At 72.7% G+C, this 19,639-nt stretch carries 16 protein-coding genes and 1 tRNA gene; 5 read left to right on the top strand and 12 right to left on the bottom strand.

Annotated elements, in window-relative coordinates; all coding sequences use genetic code 11:
- Together ACFV9M_RS06475 and ACFV9M_RS06470 are read left to right on the top strand one after the other, a co-directional pair.
- Entirely contained in the window at window positions 1–720 is a 720-nt protein-coding gene (locus ACFV9M_RS06475; RefSeq protein ID WP_385063616.1) for an ABC transporter permease subunit, read from the top strand.
- Window positions 721–1,100: 380 nt separating this feature from the next.
- Window positions 1,101–1,187, top strand: a tRNA-Ser gene (locus ACFV9M_RS06470).
- 286 nt (window positions 1,188–1,473) lie between these two features.
- Here the strand turns inward: ACFV9M_RS06470 and ACFV9M_RS06465 are convergent.
- The 9 genes from ACFV9M_RS06465 to ACFV9M_RS06425 form a co-directional block, all read right to left on the bottom strand.
- The gene (locus ACFV9M_RS06465; RefSeq protein WP_385063618.1) at window positions 1,474–2,289 is read right to left on the bottom strand and encodes an HAD family hydrolase; all 816 of its coding nucleotides are present in this window, start codon (window positions 2,287–2,289) and stop codon (window positions 1,474–1,476) included.
- Window positions 2,286–3,566 (bottom strand): serine--tRNA ligase, encoded by a 1,281-nt coding sequence (gene serS, locus ACFV9M_RS06460; protein ID WP_385063619.1) that lies wholly within the window; start codon window positions 3,564–3,566, stop codon window positions 2,286–2,288. The genes ACFV9M_RS06465 and serS overlap by 4 nt, the downstream gene beginning before the upstream one ends.
- Before the next feature lie 545 nt (window positions 3,567–4,111).
- Window positions 4,112–5,044 (bottom strand): prephenate dehydratase, encoded by a 933-nt coding sequence (gene pheA / locus ACFV9M_RS06455; protein ID WP_385063621.1) that lies wholly within the window; start codon window positions 5,042–5,044, stop codon window positions 4,112–4,114.
- Window positions 5,045–5,199: 155 nt separating this feature from the next.
- Complete coding sequence (efeB, locus tag ACFV9M_RS06450; RefSeq protein ID WP_385063623.1) at window positions 5,200–6,648, bottom strand: iron uptake transporter deferrochelatase/peroxidase subunit; 1,449 nt, start codon at window positions 6,646–6,648, stop codon at window positions 5,200–5,202.
- An 8-nt stretch (window positions 6,649–6,656) separates the two neighbouring features.
- Entirely contained in the window at window positions 6,657–8,606 is a 1,950-nt protein-coding gene (locus ACFV9M_RS06445; RefSeq protein ID WP_385063689.1) for a copper resistance CopC/CopD family protein, read from the bottom strand.
- A gap of 110 nt (window positions 8,607–8,716) precedes the next feature.
- Window positions 8,717–9,169: a copper chaperone PCu(A)C gene (locus tag ACFV9M_RS06440; protein WP_385063625.1), complete on the bottom strand. Its 453-nt coding sequence runs from the start codon at window positions 9,167–9,169 to the stop codon at window positions 8,717–8,719.
- Window positions 9,166–9,819, bottom strand: coding sequence for an SCO family protein (locus ACFV9M_RS06435; RefSeq protein ID WP_385063627.1), 654 nt, complete (start codon window positions 9,817–9,819; stop codon window positions 9,166–9,168). Before ACFV9M_RS06435 ends, ACFV9M_RS06440 begins: the two co-directional genes overlap by 4 nt.
- Before the next feature lie 78 nt (window positions 9,820–9,897).
- Window positions 9,898–10,656 (bottom strand): YcnI family protein, encoded by a 759-nt coding sequence (locus ACFV9M_RS06430; RefSeq protein WP_385063629.1) that lies wholly within the window; start codon window positions 10,654–10,656, stop codon window positions 9,898–9,900.
- Window positions 10,657–10,788: 132 nt separating this feature from the next.
- Window positions 10,789–11,640, bottom strand: coding sequence for a hypothetical protein (locus tag ACFV9M_RS06425; RefSeq protein ID WP_385063631.1), 852 nt, complete (start codon window positions 11,638–11,640; stop codon window positions 10,789–10,791).
- 300 nt (window positions 11,641–11,940) lie between these two features.
- Between ACFV9M_RS06425 and ACFV9M_RS06420 the strand changes: the two genes are divergently transcribed.
- The 3 genes from ACFV9M_RS06420 to ACFV9M_RS06410 all read left to right on the top strand — a co-directional run bounded on the left by ACFV9M_RS06420 (window position 11,941) and on the right by ACFV9M_RS06410 (window position 14,299).
- Window positions 11,941–12,402, top strand: coding sequence for an ATP-binding protein (locus ACFV9M_RS06420; RefSeq protein ID WP_385063633.1), 462 nt, complete (start codon window positions 11,941–11,943; stop codon window positions 12,400–12,402).
- A 106-nt stretch (window positions 12,403–12,508) separates the two neighbouring features.
- On the top strand, window positions 12,509–13,456 hold the full coding sequence (locus ACFV9M_RS06415; protein WP_385063635.1) for an intradiol ring-cleavage dioxygenase: 948 nt from the start codon (window positions 12,509–12,511) through the stop codon (window positions 13,454–13,456).
- A gap of 9 nt (window positions 13,457–13,465) precedes the next feature.
- Window positions 13,466–14,299, top strand: a complete 834-nt coding sequence (locus ACFV9M_RS06410) for a triphosphoribosyl-dephospho-CoA synthase (protein ID WP_385063637.1) — start codon at window positions 13,466–13,468, stop codon at window positions 14,297–14,299.
- A 334-nt stretch (window positions 14,300–14,633) separates the two neighbouring features.
- Here ACFV9M_RS06410 and ACFV9M_RS06405 read toward each other — a convergent pair whose 3' ends face one another.
- The 3 genes from ACFV9M_RS06405 to ACFV9M_RS06395 all read right to left on the bottom strand — a co-directional run bounded on the left by ACFV9M_RS06405 (window position 14,634) and on the right by ACFV9M_RS06395 (window position 19,523).
- Complete coding sequence (locus tag ACFV9M_RS06405) at window positions 14,634–16,016, bottom strand: PLP-dependent aminotransferase family protein (RefSeq protein WP_385063639.1); 1,383 nt, start codon at window positions 16,014–16,016, stop codon at window positions 14,634–14,636.
- Window positions 16,017–16,352: 336 nt separating this feature from the next.
- Window positions 16,353–17,843, bottom strand: coding sequence for an aminopeptidase P family protein (locus ACFV9M_RS06400; RefSeq protein WP_385063641.1), 1,491 nt, complete (start codon window positions 17,841–17,843; stop codon window positions 16,353–16,355).
- 174 nt (window positions 17,844–18,017) lie between these two features.
- The gene (locus tag ACFV9M_RS06395; protein ID WP_385063691.1) at window positions 18,018–19,523 is read right to left on the bottom strand and encodes a PP2C family protein-serine/threonine phosphatase; all 1,506 of its coding nucleotides are present in this window, start codon (window positions 19,521–19,523) and stop codon (window positions 18,018–18,020) included.
- Window positions 19,524–19,639: the final 116 nt, after the last annotated feature.

The raw sequence follows: 19,639 nt of genomic DNA, 5'->3' as shown, positions 1-19,639 counted from the left end.
ATGTACGACCCCACTGTCGCCCGGCTCACCTACCGGGCCCTGCTCGGCCGTCGCCGGGCCCTCATCCTCGGCGCGCTGCCGCTGCTGCTGATCGCGATCTCCCTGGTCGTGCGCGGCCTCGCCGGCGCCGACGACCAGACGGCCTCCGACCTGCTCGGCGGGCTCGCGCTCGCCACCATGGTGCCGATCATCGGCGTGATCGCGGGCACCGGCGCGATCGGCCCGGAGATCGACGACGGCTCCGTGGTGTACCTGCTGTCCAAGCCGCTGAAGCGGCCCACGATCATCTTCACCAAGCTGATCGTGGCGATCGCGGTGACGATGGTCTTCTCGGCGCTGCCGACGCTGATCGCGGGCTTCGTCCTCAACGGCAACGGCCAGCAGATCGCCGTCGCCTACACGGTGGCCGCGCTGGTCTCCTCCATCGCCTACGCCGCGCTGTTCCTGCTGCTGGGCACGGTGTCCCGGCACGCGGTGGTCTTCGGCCTCGTCTACGCCCTCGTCTGGGAGGCCCTGTTCGGGTCCCTGGTGCCGGGCGCGCGCACGCTCAGCGTCCAGCAGTGGTCGCTGGCGGTCGCCGACAAGGTCGCCGGCGGTGACCTGATCGTCTCCGACGTCGGCCTGACGACGGCGACGGTCCTGCTGGTCACGGTGACCGTACTGGCCACCTGGTACGCGGGGCAGAAGCTGCGGGCGCTGACGCTGGCGGGCGAGGAGTGAACGACGCGGGCGGCGCCGGCGGACACCGTACGGCGCCGCCCGCGGCCCGTGCCTCTCGTACGGGCTTCTCGCCCAGCCGTTTCGCCCAGCCGTTTCGCTCGCCCAGCCGTTTCGCTCGCACAGCCGTTTTATTCAGTGGCGCGCGGTGCCTCCGGACGGCACAGTGGTCGTGTCCGCAGGCGCCGGGACGGAACCGGCCTCACGTACGGGGAGAGGAGCGGGACGATGTCCCTGCACGGCAGTCCGTTCCGCTTCCGACAGGGCAGCCCCCAGCGGGCTCCGGAGTAGTTACCCCTCCGTCGAGCTCGCCCCACACGGGGGACTGCCCGGGGCGGCCGCTTCGAGCACGCGATGTCGCTCTCGCGTGAGGCCGCCCACCCGGAGGATTGGCCGAGTGGTAAGGCACCGGCTTGCTAAGCCGTGGTCGGGTTGGAAGGCCCGCGCACGTTCGATCCGTGCATCCTCCGCGAGACGTTGTCACTGGGACTGGGCCGGGGTCTTGGCCGGCGGTACGGAGAAGGCTGCGGGCTGCGGGGCGGGGTCGGGGGTTCTTCGGGTGCGGGAGCGTCGGGGCCGGTCGCGCAGTTCCCCGCGCCCCTGATCACCTGCGACGATCTGGGCGATCGAGTGGTGCGGTTGCCCCGCGCCCCTGATCGCCCGCGGCGTTCGGGGCGTTCGGGGCGTGCGGTTCCCCGTGCTCCTGGCTCCTGATCGCCTGCGGCGATCGGGGGCGATCAGGGTCCCCCTGGTCCGTCAGCCCAGCAGTCTTTCGAGCACGAGCGCGATGCCGTCCTCCTCGTTGGAGGACGTCACCTCGTCGGCCACCGCGGTGAGTTCCGGATGGGCGTTGGCCATGGCCACGCCCCGGGCGGCCCAGGCGAACATCGGGATGTCGTTGGGCATGTCGCCGAAGGCGATCGTGTCGGCGGCCTTCAGGCCCAGGCGCCGGGCGGCGAGGGAGAGACCGGTGGCCTTGGACAGGCCGAGGGGGAGCAGCTCCACGATGCCCGCGCCGGCCATCGCGACGGTGACGAAACCGCCCGCTGCCTGCCGGGCCGCCTCCGCCAGCTCGTCGTCGGAGAGCTCGGGGTGCTGTATGTAGATCTTGTTGAGCGGCGCGGACCACAGGTCCGACGCGTCGGTGAACGGCGTCGCCGGGAGCTTGCCGGTGACCGCGTAGCCGGGGCCGACGAGCACCTCTCCGTCCAGGCCGTCGCGGCTCGCCGCCAGGTACAGCGGACCGACCTCCGCCTCGATCTTGGCGAGGGCGACCCCGGCCAGCTGCCGGTCCAGGGTCACCGACGTCAGCAGGCGGTGTGTGCCGGCGTCGTAGACCTGGGCGCCCTGGCCGCAGACCGCGAGGCCGTCGTAGCCGAGGCTGTCGAGGATGTGCCGGGTCCAGGGGACGGCGCGGCCGGTCACGACGATGTGGGCGGCCCCCGCCGCGGTGGCCGCGGCGAGGGCGTCACGGGTGCGCCGAGAGATCGACTCGTCGGAGCGCAGCAGCGTCCCGTCGAGGTCGGTCGCGATCAGTCGGTAGGGGAAGTCCGGTGCGGCGGCCTCGCTCACTTGGCGGCCACCGGCTCCAGGACCTCTCGGCCGCCGAGGTACGGGCGCAGCACCTCCGGCACGCGCACGGAGCCGTCGGCCTGCTGGTGGTTCTCCAGGATCGCCACGATCGTGCGCGGAACGGCGCACAGCGTGCCGTTGAGCGTGGCCAGGGGGCGGACCTTCTTGCCCTCGCGGACCCGGATCTGCAGGCGGCGGGACTGGAACTCGGTGCAGTCCGACGTCGAGGTCAGCTCGCGGTACTTGCCCTGGGTCGGGATCCACGCCTCGCAGTCGAACTTGCGGGCGGCCGAGGAGCCGAGGTCACCGGTGGCGACGTCGATCACGCGGAACGGCAGCTCCAGCGAGGTCAGCCACTGCTTCTCCCACTCCAGCAGGCGCTGGTGCTCGGCCTGGGAGTCCTCCGGGGTGACGTACGTGAACATCTCGACCTTGTCGAACTGGTGCACACGGAAGATGCCCCGGGTGTCCTTGCCGTGCGAGCCGGCCTCGCGGCGGAAGCAGGGGGAGAAGCCCGCGTAGCGCAGCGGCAGGCGCTCGGCGTCGATGATCTCGTCCATGTGGTACGCGGCGAGAGGGACCTCGGAGGTGCCGACGAGGTAGAGGTCGTCCTTGTCGAGGTGGTAGACGTCCTGGGACGCCTGGCCGAGGAAGCCGGTGCCCGCCATGGACTGGGGGCGCACCAGCGCCGGGGTGAGCATGGGGGTGAAGCCGGCGGCCGTCGCCTGGGCGATCGCCGCGTTCACCAGCGCGAGCTCCAGCAGGGCGCCGACGCCGGTGAGGAAGTAGAAGCGCGAGCCGGAGACCTTCGCGCCGCGCTCGACGTCGATCGCGCCGAGGAGCTGGCCGAGCTCCAGGTGGTCCTTGGGCTCGAAGCCCTCGGTGGCGAAGTCGCGGATCTCGCCGTGCGTCTCCAGGGTGACGAAGTCCTCCTCGCCGCCGACGGGCACGTCGGGGTGGACGAGGTTGCCGAGCCGCAGGAGCAGCTCCTGGGTCTCCTGGTCGGCCGCGTCGCGTTCGGTGTCCGCCGCCTTGACGTCCGACTTGAGCTGCTCGGCGCGCTTCAGCAGCTCGGCCTTCTCGTCCGCGGAGGCCTTGGGGATGAGCTTGCCGAGCTGCTTCTGCTCGGCGCGCAGCTCGTCGAAGCGGACGCCGGACGACCTGCGCCGCTCGTCGGCAGACAGGAGAGCGTCGACGAGCGCGACGTCCTCTCCACGGGCGCGCTGGGAGGCGCGCACACGGTCGGGGTCCTCACGGAGCAGGCGAAGGTCAATCACGTGCTCAAGGCTACCGGTGCGGGGTGACGGCTCACGACTCACTATTGCGGGACACGGCTTACCTAGCGATTTGGGTCGATTGCCTGGTGTGTTTGCGTCGGCCGGCCGGAGTGCGCCGATCGGAGTGCTTTGTTCCCCGGGGCGGAGCGGGCGTCCGGCGCCGGGGCGACTCGATCGCCTTGCGGAGAACGGGACTTGGGGGCCCGTTGTCCACAGGGATCCACACCCGGGAAGAGTTATCCACAGGCTGTGCGAAAAATCTGTGGACATCGGAATCGATCATTCCTGAGGCGGCTCATGGACCGCACAATTCCTTGGTCAAACCGTTCTCGCGCCCACTTTCGGGTGGAAATGGGTCGCCCCAAAGGGTCGATCGAAGGAAGCGGGTAGACGAAGGGTGATCTGTCGGGCCGGGACCACCCTTGTGGCCCGAAGGGCGATTTGTCGACTGAAGGGCGCTTCGTTGTCGACTTGTCCCCAGGTCGAGAAGCCGCCCTGTGGATAACTTCTGTGGACAACGAAGACACGCCGGTAGGACCGGTGGGTCAGAAACGGCCGTCCTGGCAGCGCGCGACCCAGTCCGCCGCCGACACGAACTCCTCGTCCGAGGTGCCGGGCAGCGGAGCCCGCACTTCGGCCGCGGTGATGTTCGCGCGCGGGTACGAGCCGAGGAAGCGCACATCGCGGCAGATCCGCTTGAGGCTCATGAGCGCCTCGGCCATCCGCCGGTCGGTGATGTGGCCGGCGGCGTCGATGCAGAAGCAGTAGTTGCCGATGCCCGCGCCGGTCGGCCGGGACTGCAGCACCATGAGGTTGATGCCACGGGTGGCGAACTCGCCCAGCAGGTCGCGCAGGGCGCCGGGGTGGTCGTCGCGCTGCCACAGTACGACGGACGTCTTGTCGGCCCCCGTCGGAGCCGCGGGCCGGGCCGGACGGCCCACCAGCACGAACCGCGTCTGCGCGTTCTCCGCGTCGTGGATCTCGGTCTCCAGGGACTCCAGGCCGTACCGGGCCGCCGCGAACTCGCCCGCGAAGGCCGCGTCGTAGCGGCCCTCCCGCACCAGACGGGCGCCGTCGGCGTTCGAGGCGGCCGACTCCCACACCGCGTCCGGGAGGTTCGCCTTCAGCCAGTTGCGTACCTGCGGCTGCGCGGCCGGGTGTGCGGTGACCGTCTTGATGTCCGACAGTTCGGTGCCGGGACGGACCAGCAGCGCGAAGGTGATCGACAGCAGCACCTCGCGGTAGATCATCAGTGGCGCGCCGGCGACCAGCTCGTCGAGGGTGGTGGTGATCCCGCCCTCGACGGAGTTCTCGATCGGCACGAACGCGGCCTCGGCCTCTCCCGTGCGCACCGCGTCCAGGGCGGACTGTACGGAGACGTACGGGATCAGCTGTCGGGTGGCCGTTTCGGGCAGCGTGCGCAGGGCGACCTCCGTGAAGGTGCCCTCGGGGCCGAGGTACGCGTAGCTCGCTGGCATGACCTCACCCTAATGGCCCTTGCGGAACCGGACGTACGCATCTCACGCCTGCCGCTCCCCCGAGTGAATCCGCGTGACCTCGACAGCTCCCGGAAAAGGCTTTCGACACGTCTCGCGATGCCTCTCGCGGGACTCGGGCGGCGGCTGCTTCTCCCTCACGCCTCCAGCAGCCGCTGCCCCACGTACTCCCCTTTCGCCGCCCCGCCCGGCACCGCGAAGAGACCGCTCGCCTCGTGGCGGATGTACGCCGACAGGGCGTCCCCGCGGTCCAGCTTGCGCTGCACCGTGACGAAGCCGCGCAACGGGTCCGCCTGCCAGCAGACGAAGAGGAGCCCCGCGTCCGGCACCCCGTCCGCGTCGATGCCGTCGTGGTACGAGAACGGCCGCCGCAGCATGGCCGCGCCCCCGTTCTGGTCGGGGCGGGTGATCCGGGCGTGCGCGTTGAGCGGGACGACCAGGTCGCCGTCGGCGTCGGTCTTCTCCAGGTCCATCTCGGTCGTCTCGGTGCCTCCGGTCAGCGGCGCCCCGTCGGATTTGCGGCGCCCGATGACCTGCTCCTGGGCCTTGAGCGACAGCTTCTCCCAGTCGTCGAGGAGCATGCGGATACGGCGTACGACGACGTAGGAGCCGTGGGCCATCCAGGCGGGGTCGTTCGAGCCGGACGCCGGCACGAAGATCCGCTCGTCGAAGTCGGCGTCCGTCGGCCGGGGATTGCGGGTGCCGTCCATCTGGCCCATGAGGTTGCGCGTGGTCATGGGGTGGGCGGTGGCGCCCGGCGTGCGGTTGAAGCCGTTCATCTGCCAGCGGACGGTGGCGGCGCTGCCCGCCTCCTTCTGGATCGCGCGCAGGGCGTGGAAGGCCACCAGTGCGTCGTTGGCGCCGATCTGCACCCACAGGTCACCGTTGCTGCGGGACTTGTCGAGCTGGTCGGCGGAGAAGTCCGGCAGGGGGTCCAGGGCGACCGGGCACTGCTTCTCCAGGCCGGTGCGGGTGAAGAAGCTGTGGCCGAAGCCGAAGGTGACGGTCAGCCCGGAGGGACCGGCGTCCCGGGCCACGCCGGTGTCGTCGTGCGGTGCCTCCTCGCCCGCCATCAGGCGCCGGGCCGTCTCGGACCAGCGGCGCAGCAGCGCGGCGGCCTCCTTGCGGCCGGCTCCGGCGGCGAGGTCGAAGGCGACCAGGTGCCCGCGGGCCTGGAGGCCCTGGGTGATGCCGGGCTGATGTTTCACGTGGAACATCGCCTGCTCGGAGCCGATCGAGGACAGCGGGGTCGCCTGCGCGGGCGCGGCGGCATACCCGGCGCCCGCGCCCGCGGCACCGAGTACGAGTCCGGTGGCGCCGGCGGTACCGAGCAGCTTGCGCCGGGACAGGTTCCCGGGAGCGGAGGTCGCTGCGGCGGCCTCCGCGGAGACCGCCTCGGGTCCCGTCCCGGCATCGGCCCTGGAGCCGGCCCTGGAGCCGGTCTTGGAGCCGGTCTTGGAGTCGGCTTTGGAGTCGGCTTTGGAGCCGGTGCGGGAACCGGTCCTTTTGAAGCTGGTCCTGCGGTCGGTTCCGGTGTCGGCGTCGGCGTCGGGCGTGCGGGCCGCCCCGGTGGACTGGTCGGGCATGGTGCGGTTCAGCCGATCTGCGCGTTCTTGGAGACGGTCACCTGGTCGATGTCGGAGGTCCGCACGGTCACGGCGATCTTCCATTCGCCGGCCATGGGGATCTGCACTCCGTCCGCCGACCAGTGGCCGGTGGTGATGTGGTCGGGCGTGACGGGCAGCGGCCCGACGTCCTTGGCCTCGAGCGTGAAGGCGAGCTTCACTTCGGGGACGTCGAAGGCGCGGCCGTTGGGGCGGGTGACGTAGACGTGCATGACGTTGGCGCCGGTCCGCGCGGGGTCGAGGTTCACGCTGACCACGCCCTGGCCGTCGGTGCCGCCGGTGTCGAAGGACATGTCGAGGGTCAGGGCGCCGGAGCCGGCCGTCGGGGACGACGAGGAGGCCGCCGTGGCCGCCCTGGCCTCCTGCTCCGTACGGCCGGGCTCGGTGGACGTCAGCGCGGTGGTGACGGCGAGCAGCACGACGGCGACGCCCGCCTCCGCGAGCACCGAGCGGCGCAGGCCGAAGCGGTTCGGGTCGGCGTCGCGCTGCCGCTTCTGCCGCGCGGCCTCCACGGCGGCCCGCTGCCGGGCGAGCTGCGCGGCCCGCTTGCCGTCCTTGTCGCGGGCTCCGGCACCGGCCGTGCCCTTCCCCGCCGCGGTGGTGCCGGTCGCCGTCCTGCCCGTCGCCGTGGCGCCGGTCGCCGCCTCGTCGGAGGACACCTTCACGGAGGCGGGTTCCCGCGCCGCGGACCGCGCCGCGACGGACGCCTTCCCGGAGGCAGCCACGGGCGCCGTCCCCGTCATCCGTGCCGTCCACCGCCGTGAGATCCAGGCGAGGCCGACCAGCAGCGCCACCAGTCCGATCTTGACGAGCAGGAGCTGCCCGTAGCGGGTGTCGGTGAAGGCCGACCAGGATCCGAGCTGGCGCCACGACTGGTAGACGCCGGTCACGACCAAGGCGAGCACGGAGGCGAAGGCGACCTGCGAGAAACGGCGGACGGCCGGCGCCTCGACCGGTGTGTCCGAGCGGTACAACGCCACGAGCAGCGCGCACAGCCCGCCCAGCCAGACGGCGACGGCCAGCAGGTGCAGGACGTCCACGGGCATCGCGATGCCGGGCTGAAGTCCGGTGGAGGCATGCTCCGCCATCGCCCAGCTCGCCGCGAGACCGGCGGCCACGACCGAGCCGCCGACGGCCAGTCCGAAGGTCAGGTCCCGCTTCTCCTCGTCCTCCCGCTTGTCGTACGCGCCGAACAGCACGGCGATGAACAGTGCGGCCGCCGCGAGCAGCAGCAGCCGGGAGACCAGCGCGGCGCCCGTCTTCGTCTGGAGGACCTGCCCGAGCAGGTCGAGGTCGACGATGTCGGCGACTTTCCCGGTGCCGGTGTAGGAGCCGCGCAGGAGCAGCAGGAACAGGGTGGCCGCGGTGAGCGCGAGCCAGCCGGAGACCACGAGCCGCTGCACGGCCCGCACCCCCGTGCCGCGCGGCCAGCAGGCCAGCACGAACACGGCCCCGCCGACCATGACGAGGTAACCGGCGTAGGACGCGTACCGCCCGAACCCGTACAGCCCGCCGACGACTCCGCCGCCGGCCTCCTGCGCGGAGACCGAGACGCTGGTCTTCGAGGGGGAGCCGATGGAGAAGGTGTAGGCGCCGGCGACGGGGTGGCTGTCGGCGGACACCACCTGGTAGGTCACCGTGTACGTGCCGTCGGGCAGCCCCGAGTGCAGTTGCACGGCGTAGGTGGTGCCGCTGACGTTGGACGGCTCGCCGGTGTCGGCGCGGGTGCCCTTGGGGTCGAGGACGCGCAGGGAGTCGCCGTTCATCGCGACCTGTTCGGAGAAGGTCAGCGACACCTGTGCGGGTGCCGTGTCGACCACCGCCCCCTGCGCGGGGTCGCTGCCGGTCAGCGCGGCGTGCGCGGACGCCGGTCCGGCGCCGGCGAGGAGCGCGCCGGCGACGGCGAGGAACAGCAGCACCAGTGTCCGCGCCCCGGCCGCCGCGGCGGTACCCGGCCTGCGGGTCCTGGGCGTGCCGTTGGGCCTACGGGCACCGGGGGCGATGGTCTGGCTCACGGTGGTCCCCTCCCTCAGTTCCCGGTCTTCGGGGTGTAGGTGGCGGCTTCCACCGGCATCTCGACCTCGACGGTTCCGGACTCGGTGAAGTGCAGTTCCACGGTCACCTTCTCGCCCAGACTGGGCCGGTGCGTCAGCTTCTCGAACATCAGGTGGTTCCCGCCGCTGGCGAGCACGACCCGGCCGTGCGCGGGCACGTCGAGGGAGTCGACCTCCTCCATCGCCCCGTCGACCGTCTCGTGGACGGTCACGCTGCCGGCGATGTCGCTGCTGACGGAGGTCAGTTCGTCCTTCGTCCCGCCCTCGTTGGTGATCGTCAGGAATCCGGCCGCCATGGAGTCGGAGACCGGCTGCGGCAGGTAGGCGCCGCTCACGGACAGGTCGGCCGCGGAGGCGTCGGATCCGCAGCCCGCGAGGACCAGGCTTCCGGCCAGGACGGCGGTGGCGCAGGCGGTGAACCGCCTCACGGGTTCTGCCCCTTGATGATCTTGGGCAGGTCCTTGGTGTAGTCGTCGACCGTGGCGTCCTCGCCGTAGAGGAGGTAGCCGGCGTCCGTCTTGGGGGAGAAGGCGATGACCTGGGTGCCGTGGGTGGAGACCGTCTTGCCGTTCTTGTCCTTGTGCGGCGCCTCGATGGAGATGCCGAGGGTGCGGGCGGCGGTCTGGATGGTGGTGAAGTCACCGGTCAGTCCGACCACCCGCGGGTCGATGCCCTTCAGCCAGGCGCCGAGCGCGGCGGAGGTGTCGCGGTCCGGGTCGGTGGTGACGAACACCACGCGCAGCTCGTCCTGTTCGGCGTCGGACAGCTGCTTCTTCGCCACGGCGATGTTGCTCATCGTCAGCGGGCAGACGTCGGGGCAGTTGGTGTAGCCGAAGTACAGCAGCGTCGGGTGGCCGGCGGTCTCCTCGCGGAGGTCGTACTGCTTGCCCTGGGTGTCGGTCAGTACCAGGTCCGGCTTGGTGAAGGGCTGGTCGAGCACGGTCGCGGCCTGCTGCGAGCCGTCCTCGGCGACGGCGGCGACGGGGCTGGAGCCGCTGTCGTCGCTGCTGCCGCAGGCGGAGAGGGTGAGGGAGGCGGCGGCGAGCAGTGCGGCCGCGGCGAACGTCGTCTTACGCATGGATGAAAAGTCCCAGATGTGATGATTCTGGTGCGCGCCGGGGTCCTGGCCCCGGCGCGCACCACGGACGGCCTGACGTCAGGAGGCGTCGCCGGTTCCGGTCCGGCGGCGGCCGGCGAGCACGCCGTACGCCACGCCGGCGGCGCCGACGACGATGCCGACGACGCCCAGGACGCGGGCGGTGGTGTCGGTGCCGCCGGAGGAGTCGGAGGCCTCGGTCGTCGCGGCGGCCGCCTCGGTGTCGTCCTCCTCGGTTGCGGAGGCGGAGGCGGAGGCGGAGGCGTGGGCGTGGTCGTCGTCGGCCGCGTCGGACAGGGTGAGCACGGGAGCCGGGGTGTCGGGCTCCTCGGCGCCCTCCTCCTGCACCTCGATCCAGCGCACGACCTCCTTGTTGGAGTACGTCTGGATCGCCTTGAAGACGACCTCGTCGGTGTCCTCGGGCAGCGCGCCGACGGAGACCGGGAACTGCTGGATGTAGCCGGGCTGGATGCCCTTGTCCTCCGCGGTCCAGGTGACCTTGGAGACGGCCTCGGTCACCTGCTGCCCGTGCAGCTCCAGCGGCTTGGCCAGCTTGCTCTTGGTGACGACGATCTTCCAGCCGGGCAGCGACTGCGGCAGCACCGAGGCGAGCGGCGTGTCGGTCGGGAAGTTGATCTCCAGCTTGGTGGTCGAGGCGTTGTCGCGCTCATTGGGGACGCGGAAGTTCACCAGGGCGTACCCGCCCTTGGCGGCCGTTCCCTCCGGCTGCACGGTGACGTGCGCGAAGGCGGGCGAGGACAGCACGAGAACGGCGGAGCCGGCGACGGCAGCGGTGGCGGCGAGACGAGAGATCTTCATGACGGCGAAGCACTCCACTTCGAGTGAGGTCTGCGGTGAGGTGGGGCGTGGGCACGGGAAACGTGCGCACGCGCGCGTGCCGCACGACGGCGGCCCCTCCCGGTGTGTCGTGGAGTGACGGGTCGCGTCGCGTCAGGCAGCGAGGACGAGGAGCGCGGCGGCCGGCGGACCGCGCCTGATCACCGTGTGCTGGAGTGCGTCGGCGGACGGCTCGAGAGGCGTGGACAGGGCGGTGCGCGGGGGGCGAGGGCACCACGCGGGCGCCGCGGGCAGCCCCGCGAGCAGGGCGCGTACCAGCGCGAGCGCCCCACACAGGGCCCGTACGAGCGCGCCTTCGGCGACGCCGTGCGCCGACAGGTCCATCAGCCGCAGCAGGGCGGTGTCGCCGCGCCGCAGCAGCCATCCGGCGGCCACCGCGGCGAGGACGTGGCCGAGCAGCATCGGCAGGGAGGGCAGCAGCGACGCCGACGAGCCGGCGGTGGACAGGGCGTCCGCGGGATGGTGCATGGCACTCATGCCGGCGTCACCGCTCCCACTGCCGGCGGCGCTGCCGGTGCCGTTCCCGTAGACCCGTGCCTCGACGAGGATCCGCTGGGCCTGGGCGGGGCTGAGCGCCGCGGCCGTGGTGCCGCACAGCAGCCGTGCGGCCTGCTCGACCAGTGTGGCGTCGGAGGCGGCCGTCGTGGTCGACGCCACGGCCGTGGTGCCGTGCTGACCCAGCCCGAACAGCGTGTGCAGCACGGTCTGCCCCACGGCGAGCAGCGCGGCGATGCCGGGAAGGGAACGCTCACGCCCGGCGAGCGGCACGACGACCGCGAGGGCCCCGGCGAACCCCGCCCCCAGCGTCCACAGCGGAACGGCGGCGCAGGCGGCCATCGAGTGCCCGGCCCCGGCCAGCACGACGCAGACCGCGGCGAACACCGCGGCCCGCAGCAGCCGGAGAGAACCTCCGGAGCGCGCCGAGCGCCGGTGGGGGTCAGTCATGGCGGGCTCATCATCCCACTGGCCTTATGGCGCCCACACAGCAGGTCCGCAACATTCCGGTGGTCCGGAAGATCACCTTTGTGTGGACCGTGGCGGCCGTGGGGATGGCTGTTCCGGAGGAACCAGTGGGACCGGAGTCCCGTGAGACCGGCCTCCCGGGCTCCTCAAACGCCCGCATACACCGATTTGGCGCCGCCGCGCATCCCCCATATGGGCGGCGTCACGCGGGATTCGCGCTTACCGACGGGTCCGGGCGGCAATACCTATCGGTATGTCGAGCCGCGGCCAGGAGGCTGGAGCATGAGCATCTGGTGGTCACTCCATCTGCGGCGCGAGGCCGCGAGCGTGCCGCTCGCCCGGCGCCTGTTGCTCGGCACCATGGAGACGGCGGGCGTCGACCCGGACGTCTCCTACGACCTCTCCGTCGCCCTCAGCGAGGCCTGCGCCAACGCCGTCGAGCACGGCGGCGCGGCGCACGGCGGCTGTTCGGAGGCGTACCGCGTCACCGCCTACCTCGACGGCGAGAAGTGTCGCATCGAGGTCGCCGACTCCGGCCCGGGCTTCACCGCCGAGCGACAGGTGCGCCCCTTCCAGGCCTACGAGGTGTCCGGCGCCGACGACGAGACGGGCCGTGGCCTGTTCCTCATCCAGGAGCTCGCCGACCACGTCCACATCAGCAACAAACCGGGTCGGACCGGGGCGGTGGTGAGCTTCGACAAGATCCTCAAGTGGCGCAAGGGTGCTCCGCTGATGGCCGTGTGACGCGGTGCCCGACGCAGGCCGGCCGTCTTCAGGTTCCACAGTTCTCACAGCCTGCCCACAGCCTCACCCCACTTCCCTGACGGGTGGCGTTCCTACGTTCGTTCTCATGACGGGAAACCACGAGAACAAGACGATCACCAGGCGCCGCGCCCTGGCGGTGACCGGTGGCACGGCCGCCGCCGGTGGGCTCGCCGTCGTCGGCTACCAGTCGGCGTTCGCCGACACGGGCGCGGAGAGCGAGGCGACGGCGTCGGCCACGGCCTCGGCGACCTCGACCGGCGGCAGCTGCATGACGCTGATGTCGAGCGTCACGGAGGGCCCCTACTACCTCGATGGTGCCTTGGTGCGCAAGGACATCACCGAGGGCAAGAGCGGCATCCCGCTGACCCTGCGCCTGACCGTCGTCGACGCCACCGACGGCTGCACCCCGGTCCCGGGAGCGGCCGTGGAGATCTGGCACTGCGACGCCTGGGGCTACTACTCCGGCTACACCACCGCCAACCCCGGCGGCTCGGCCCCCGCCGAGAGCGAGGACGGCTCGACCGCGAACGACGCCACCTACCTGCGCGGCTACCAGATCGCCAACGCCAACGGGGTCGTCGAGTTCGAGACGATCTTCCCCGGCTGGTACACGCCGCGCACCTGCCACATCCACCTCAAGGTGCACACCGGCGGCCAGAAGGAGGACGGCACCTACGAGGGCGGCAAGGTCAACTACACCGGCCAGCTGTTCTTCGACGACGACATCGCCCAGGAGGTGTTCACCCTGGAGCCCTACTCGAAGCACTCCGGCACGTACACCGAGCTCGCCGACGACATGGTCTACGACGACGGTGGCGCCTCCAGCGGCCTGCTCACCCTCAAGGCCGTCAAGAAGGCCGACCCGTCCAAGGGCTACAAGGGATTCCTGACCGTCGGCATCGACCCGGACGCCGAGAACACCGGCGCGGGCGGCGGCGGTGGCGGCGAGGGCGGCACGCCGCCGGGCGACGCCCCGACCGGCACCCCGCCGAGCGACGCCCCGTCGGCCTCGACGTCCTCCTCGTCCTCGTAGGACATGGCCGTGACGAGCCGTGAGGACGAGGCGCTCGCACAGGCCGCCGTGTCCGCGCTGACCGGGCAGCTCGCCCTGGCCCCCAAGCCCGGGTTGCCCGACCCGCGTGATCTCACCGCCCGCGTCACCCGCGTCGACCACCGCGCCCTGCGCTGGTCGGCGAAGGCGCTGGCACCCGGCCTCGCTGCCATGGCCGCCGCCGCCCGCCGCACCGGCGAACCCACGCCCCGGCTCCGCGCCGAGCTGGGCGCGATCGGACGGTGCGCCGAGCACTCGGTGGGACTGGCCGGCGGCGGGCACCGGGGCGCGCTGTGGACGCTGGGCCTGCTGGTCGCGGCAGCCGCCCTCGATCCCCGCGCGCGGGGCGCCGAGGTCGCCGCCACCGCCAAACGCATCGCCGCCCACACCGACCGGGCCGCCCCGCGGCGTCCGTCGCGGGGCTCGACGATCTCGGCGAAGTACGGCGCGGCCGGCGCCCGCGGCGAGGCCCGGGCCGGCTTCCCGCACGTCCGCCGTGCGCTGGACGCGTTGGCCAAGGCCCGCACCGCGGGCGCCGGAGAGCCCCAGGCCCGCCTCGACGCGCTGCTCACCGTGATGTCCACCCTCCAGGACACCGAACTCCTCCACACCGCCGGCCCGGTGGGCCTGCGGCACGTCCAGGCGGGGGCCCGTGCCGTCCTGGAAGCGGGCGGTACGGCGACGGCGGCCGGCCGCGAGGCCCTGTCGGCGTTCGACGCGGACCTCCACGCGCGCGCGTGGAGCCCGCGGGGGAGCGCGGGACTGCTGGCGGGGGCGCTGTTCGTGGACGGGTTGCCGGTGCACACGCGCGCGCGGGCTGCCTGATCCCGCCCGGCGGGGACGTGCGGGTACGCGCCCGGACGTGCGGGTACTCCGCGCGGACCGCCCGCTCCGGCGCGGCGGGACGGGACGGCACCCGCCTCCGTCCGGGCGCGGCCGCACGCTCCCGGTTACGCCTCCGTCCGGGCCGCACCCGCACGCTCCCCGGCACACCCCGCGGCATCCCGGGATGACCGATCGAGGCGCGTCTCAGCAGTTCGCCTCAGCAGTCCCAATCAGCAGCCCGAGTCAGCAGTCCGCCTCAGCAGTGCGAATCAGCAGCCCGAGTCAGCAGTCCGCCCCAGTAGTCCGCCGCAGTAGTCCGAACCAGCAGCCCGACTCAGCTCCCGTTGCCGTCCAGCACCTTCACCAGCACGTCCAACGCGTCCGGATACGCGCGCTCCCGGGGTGTTCCGTAGCCGACCACCAGCCCCTGGGGGCGTGTCCCGGCGCCCTCGCCGGGCGTGTGCCAGTGCTCGCCGAGGCGCCCGACCGCGAGCCCCTCCGCCTCCGCGCGCGCCACCGCCTCCTCCTCGTCGCGGACCTCCACCAGCGCGTGCAGCCCGGCCGCGATCCCGCGTACGCCCCGGCGCGCGCCCAGCCGGTCCAGGAGCAGGTCCCGGCGGCGCCGGTACCGCAGCCGGCAGGCGCGCACATGGCGGTCGTAGGCGTGGCTGTCGATCAGTTCGGTGAGCGCGAGCTGGCCGATGGACTCGGTGTGGTGGTCGCTGTGCAGCTTGGCGTCGGCCACGGCGTCGACCAGGTGCGGCGGCAGCACCATCCAGCCCAGGCGCAGCGCGGGCCCGAGCGTCTTGGACGCGGTGCCCAGGTAGACGACCTCCCCCGGTGCCATTCCCTGGAGCGCGCCGACCGGCTGCCGGTCGTAGCGGAACTCGCCGTCGTAGTCGTCCTCGACGATCAGTGCGCCCCGCGTGCGCGCCCAGTCCGTCAGCGCCCGCCGCCGTGCGGGGTGCAGGGTCACCCCGGTCGGGTACTGGTGCGACGGCGTGACCACCACGGCCCCGGCGTCCCTGAGCTCCCGCACGCACACCCCCCGTTCGTCGACCGGCACCGGCACCACCTCGCCGCCGTTGTGCCGCACGACCTCCCGGTGGAAGGGCAGCCCCGGGTCCTCCATGGCGACCCGCGTGCCCTCCAGCACCCGCGTGAGCAGCGCGAGGCCCTGGACGGACCCGGAGGTGACCACGATCCGCTCCGGCGGCGCGACGACGCCCCGCGCCCGCCCCAGGTACCGCGACAGCGCCGTGCGCAGTTCCATCCGCCCCCGCGGATCCCCGTAGTCGTAGGCCAGCGAGGGTGCCGTCGCGATGGCGCGGCGCAGCGCCCGCAGCCAGGCGGCCGCCGGGAACGCCCCGACGTCCGGGCTGCCGGGCCGCAGGTCGAAACGCGGTTCACGCGCGCGTGCGCGGGCGTCCGGCGGCTCGGCGGTGACGGAGGGCAGCGCGGCGACCCGGGTGCCCGAGCCCTGCCGGGCCGTCAGGTATCCCTCGGCGACGAGCTGGTCGTAGGCGGCCTTCACGGTGTTGCGCGAGAGGCCGGCCTCGGCCGCGAGCCGCCGGGTGGCGGGCAGCCGTGTCCCGGGCGTCAGCCGTCCGTCCCGCACGGCGTCGCGCAGCGCCCGCTCCAGCCCGGCCCGCCGCCCTTCGCCGTCGTCGGACTCCAGTAGCAGATCGACTCCGACACCGGGCCAGAAGTCGTTCACGTGGTCCCTCCCCCTAGGTACGTGGTCCGCGGACGATCCGGCCATGGCGACGACCGGTCACGGCGACGACCGGTCACGGCGACGACCGGTCACGGCGACGACCGGTCACGGCGACGACCGGTCACGGCGATGGCCGGACACGGCGGGTGACCGGATACCGCGGTGACCGGACACCGCGACGGCGGGGCCGGCGCCCGTCCGGACACGGCGATGGCCGGGCACCTCACCAGTACCCGGCCATCGCCTCCGTATCGGGCCGGCGCGAAGCCGTCCGGCACCAGGCCCGGCCGGGAGCCGTCCCGGTGTCGGGCCCGGCGCGAAGCCGTCGTCCCGGTGTCAGGCCCGGAGCGACGCCATCCAGGTCTCGACCTCGTCGGAGCGCCGGGGCAGCCCGTCGGACAGGTTGCGGTTCCCGTCCTCCGTCACCAGGATGTCGTCCTCGATCCGGACCCCGATCCCGCGGTACTCCTCGGGCACGGTCAGGTCGTCGGCCTGGAAGTACAGTCCGGGCTCGACCGTCAGCACCATGCCGGGCTCCAGCACGCCGTCCACGTACGACTCGGTCCGCGCGGCGGCGCAGTCGTGGACGTCCATGCCGAGCATGTGCCCGGTGCCGTGCAGCGTCCAGCGCCGCTGGAGGCCGAGTTCGAGCACCCGCTCCACGGGTCCCTCGACGAGCCCCCACTCCACGAGCCGCTCGGCCAGCACCCGCTGGGCGGCGTCGTGGAAGTCCCGGTACTTCGCGCCCGGCTTGACCGCCGCGATCCCGGCCTCCTGGGCGTCGTACACGGCGTCGTAGATCTTCTTCTGGATCTCGCTGAACCGGCCGTTGACCGGCAGCGTGCGCGTGACGTCGGCCGTGTAGTACGTGTGCGTCTCCACGCCCGCGTCGAGCAGCAGCAGCTCGCCCGAGCGCACGGGCCCGTCATTGCGCACCCAGTGCAGCGTGCAGGCGTGCGGGCCGGCCGCGGCGATCGTGCCGTAGCCGATGTCGTTGCCCTCCACGCGCGCGCGGAGGAAGAACGTGCCCTCGATGTAGCGCTCGGAGGTCGCCTCCGCCTTGTCGAGGACCTTGACCACGTCCTCGAAGCCGCGGACCGTCGAGTCGACGGCCTTCTGCAGCTCGCCGATCTCGAAGTCGTCCTTCACCAGGCGGGCCTCGGAGAGGAAGACGCGCAGCTCCTGGTCGCGCTCGGCGGTGACCTTGTCGGTCAGCGCGGCCTCGATGCCGGCGTCGTGGCCGCGCACGACCCGCACCGGGCCGGTGGCCTCGCGCAGCGTGCCGGCCAGCTCGCGCACGTCCGCGGCCGGGAGGCCGTACAGCTTCTCCGCCTCGGTGAGGGAGTGGCGGCGGCCGACCCACAGTTCGCCCTGGCCGGAGAGCCAGAACTCGCCGTTCTCGCGGTCGGAGCGCGGCAGCAGGTAGATCGTCGCGGAGTGGCCCTCCCCCTGCGGCTCCAGGACGAGGACGCCGTCCTCGGTCTGGTTGCCGGTGAGGTACGCGTACTCGACGGAGGCGCGGAACGCGTACTCCGTGTCGTTCGAGCGGGTCTTCAGGTTGCCCGCGGGAATCACGAGGCGCTCGCCCGGGAAGCGCGCGGAGAGCGCGGCCCGGCGGGCGGCGGTCTCGGCGGCCTGGGGGATCGGCGCCAGGTCACGCAGCTCCGTGTCGGCCCAGCCGGACTTCATGTTCTCGGCGAGCTCGTCGGACACGCCCGGGTACAGGCCGTTCTTGCGCTGCTTGATCGGCTGCTCGCCCGCGTCGTCGGCGGCATCGTCCAGAACAGCTTCCGGGGTCTCCGGAATGAGCTCTTCGGCCACGTTCATCCTCCTAGGTACGGCACTAGGCCCATCGTACGGTCGTACAGAAGGGGGCCCAGGGCCCGTGTACCTGTTACCCGGCTGTCCCGGGCCGGCCGGCGTGCTGCTGCTCAGCGCGCCGCCGGCGGGAACGACGTCCGCCGCGCGGCGTCCTGCTCGCGGCGTTCTCCGCGCGGCGTCCTACTCGAAGTGCGCCGCCAGCAGGACGACGTCCTCCGCGCCGCCCGTGGCGTCCCGCCCCTCGGGCAGCACGGTCCGCAGCACGTGGTCGGCGATCGCGCCGGGGTCGTGCCGGAGCGCCCTGGGGACGCCGGCCGCGGCCGCGTGCAGCCGGGCGAAGGCCCGGTCGACGGGGTCGCCGGTGCGGTGCAGCAGTCCGTCGGTGTAGAGCAGCACGGTCTCGCCGGCCTCCGCCTCCAGCTCCAGGCTCGGCGCCTCCCAGCAGGCGAGCATGCCGAGCGGCGCGGAGACGGAGGTCTCGACGAACTCCGTGCGCCGCGCGCCGACCAGCAGCGGCGGGCAGTGACCGGCGCCGGCCAGGGTGATCTTGCGCAGCTCGGGCTCGCAGTAGGCGAAGAGGGCGGTGGCGGAACGGGCGGGCTCGGTCAGCCGCAGCAGCAGCTCCAGGTCGGACAGGACGGCGACCGGGTCCTCGCCCTCCATCACGGCGTACGCCCTCAGGGAGGCGCGCAGCCGGCCCATCGCGGCGACCGCGCTCGGCCCGGACCCGCTGACCGAGCCGACGGCGAGGCCCAGGGCCGCGTCCGGCAGCGGCAGCGCGTCGTACCAGTCGCCGCCCGCGCGCGGCCCGGTGCGGTGCCGGGCGGCGAGCTGGACGCCGGCCACCCTCGGCAGCCGCGAGGGCAGCAGCTCGTCGGCCATCGTCGCCATGGCAGCGCGTGTGCGCTCGACCTCGACGATCCGGGCGAGGTGCTCGGCGGCGTGGCGGACGTACAGGCGGGCCAGGTGGCGCCGGCGCTCGACCGGTTCGGCGGGTTCGTCGTAGAGCCAGACGGCGGCGCCCAGCCGGCCCGCCCCGGCGGCGGTGAGGGGCAGGGTGTAGCTGGCGGCGTAGCCGAGGCGGGCGGCGACCTCGCGGTGCCGCGGGTGCAGGCCGTCCTCGGCGAACAGGTCGGGCTGGGCGATCCCGTCCTCGCCGCCGGGCAGCCCGTCGAGGATCCGGCCATGGGGCAGGGCGCCGCGCGGCACGGTCTCGATGTGGCCGAGATCGGCGCGTCCGAGGCCGAGGCCGATCGTGGTGTCCGGGCCGAGGCCGTCGCCGGGCTCCAGGACGACGAGACCGCGCCGGGCCCCCACGAGGGCGGCTCCGGCGCGCAGCAGTTCCTGGAGGGCGTCGGTCAGGGTGTCCGTCCGGGCCAGGCGCTCGGTGAGCTCGTGGAGCGTGGTGAGGTCCGAGACCCAGCCGGCGAGGCGGTCCTGGAGGAGCGCTCCCGCGGCGGGAGGAACCGGTGGGGCGGCCGGGGCGGCGGGCGCGGGCGCGACAGTGTGGGCGGGAGAGGGAACCGTTGAGTCGATTCCAGCCACTTTCGAAGGGTGAGGGGCGTTCATGGTGTCCGGCTCTCGGACCGTTGCGTATTGCGCGAAAGCATCGCAAACCCCCATGTCATTCTGCGCCGCTAGCGGTGTCTCCACATGTACACGCACTCGTGAGGGGATGTCCAGCATTGTCCTGCGGGGATCGCTGGTGTCCGTGGGGCCAGTGGGGTTGTCGCGCACGTTGATCCGGCTCCCTTGCGAAAAAGCAAAGTTGGCGCAAAACTGCCTCGGGTAAACGGTTATTG

The organism is Streptomyces sp. NPDC059895, from assembly GCF_042731035.1.
Classification (GTDB): domain Bacteria; phylum Actinomycetota; class Actinomycetes; order Streptomycetales; family Streptomycetaceae; genus Streptomyces.
The sequence above is the reverse complement of the archived record's forward strand: the minus strand, read 5'-3'. Positions and strand labels throughout refer to the sequence as shown.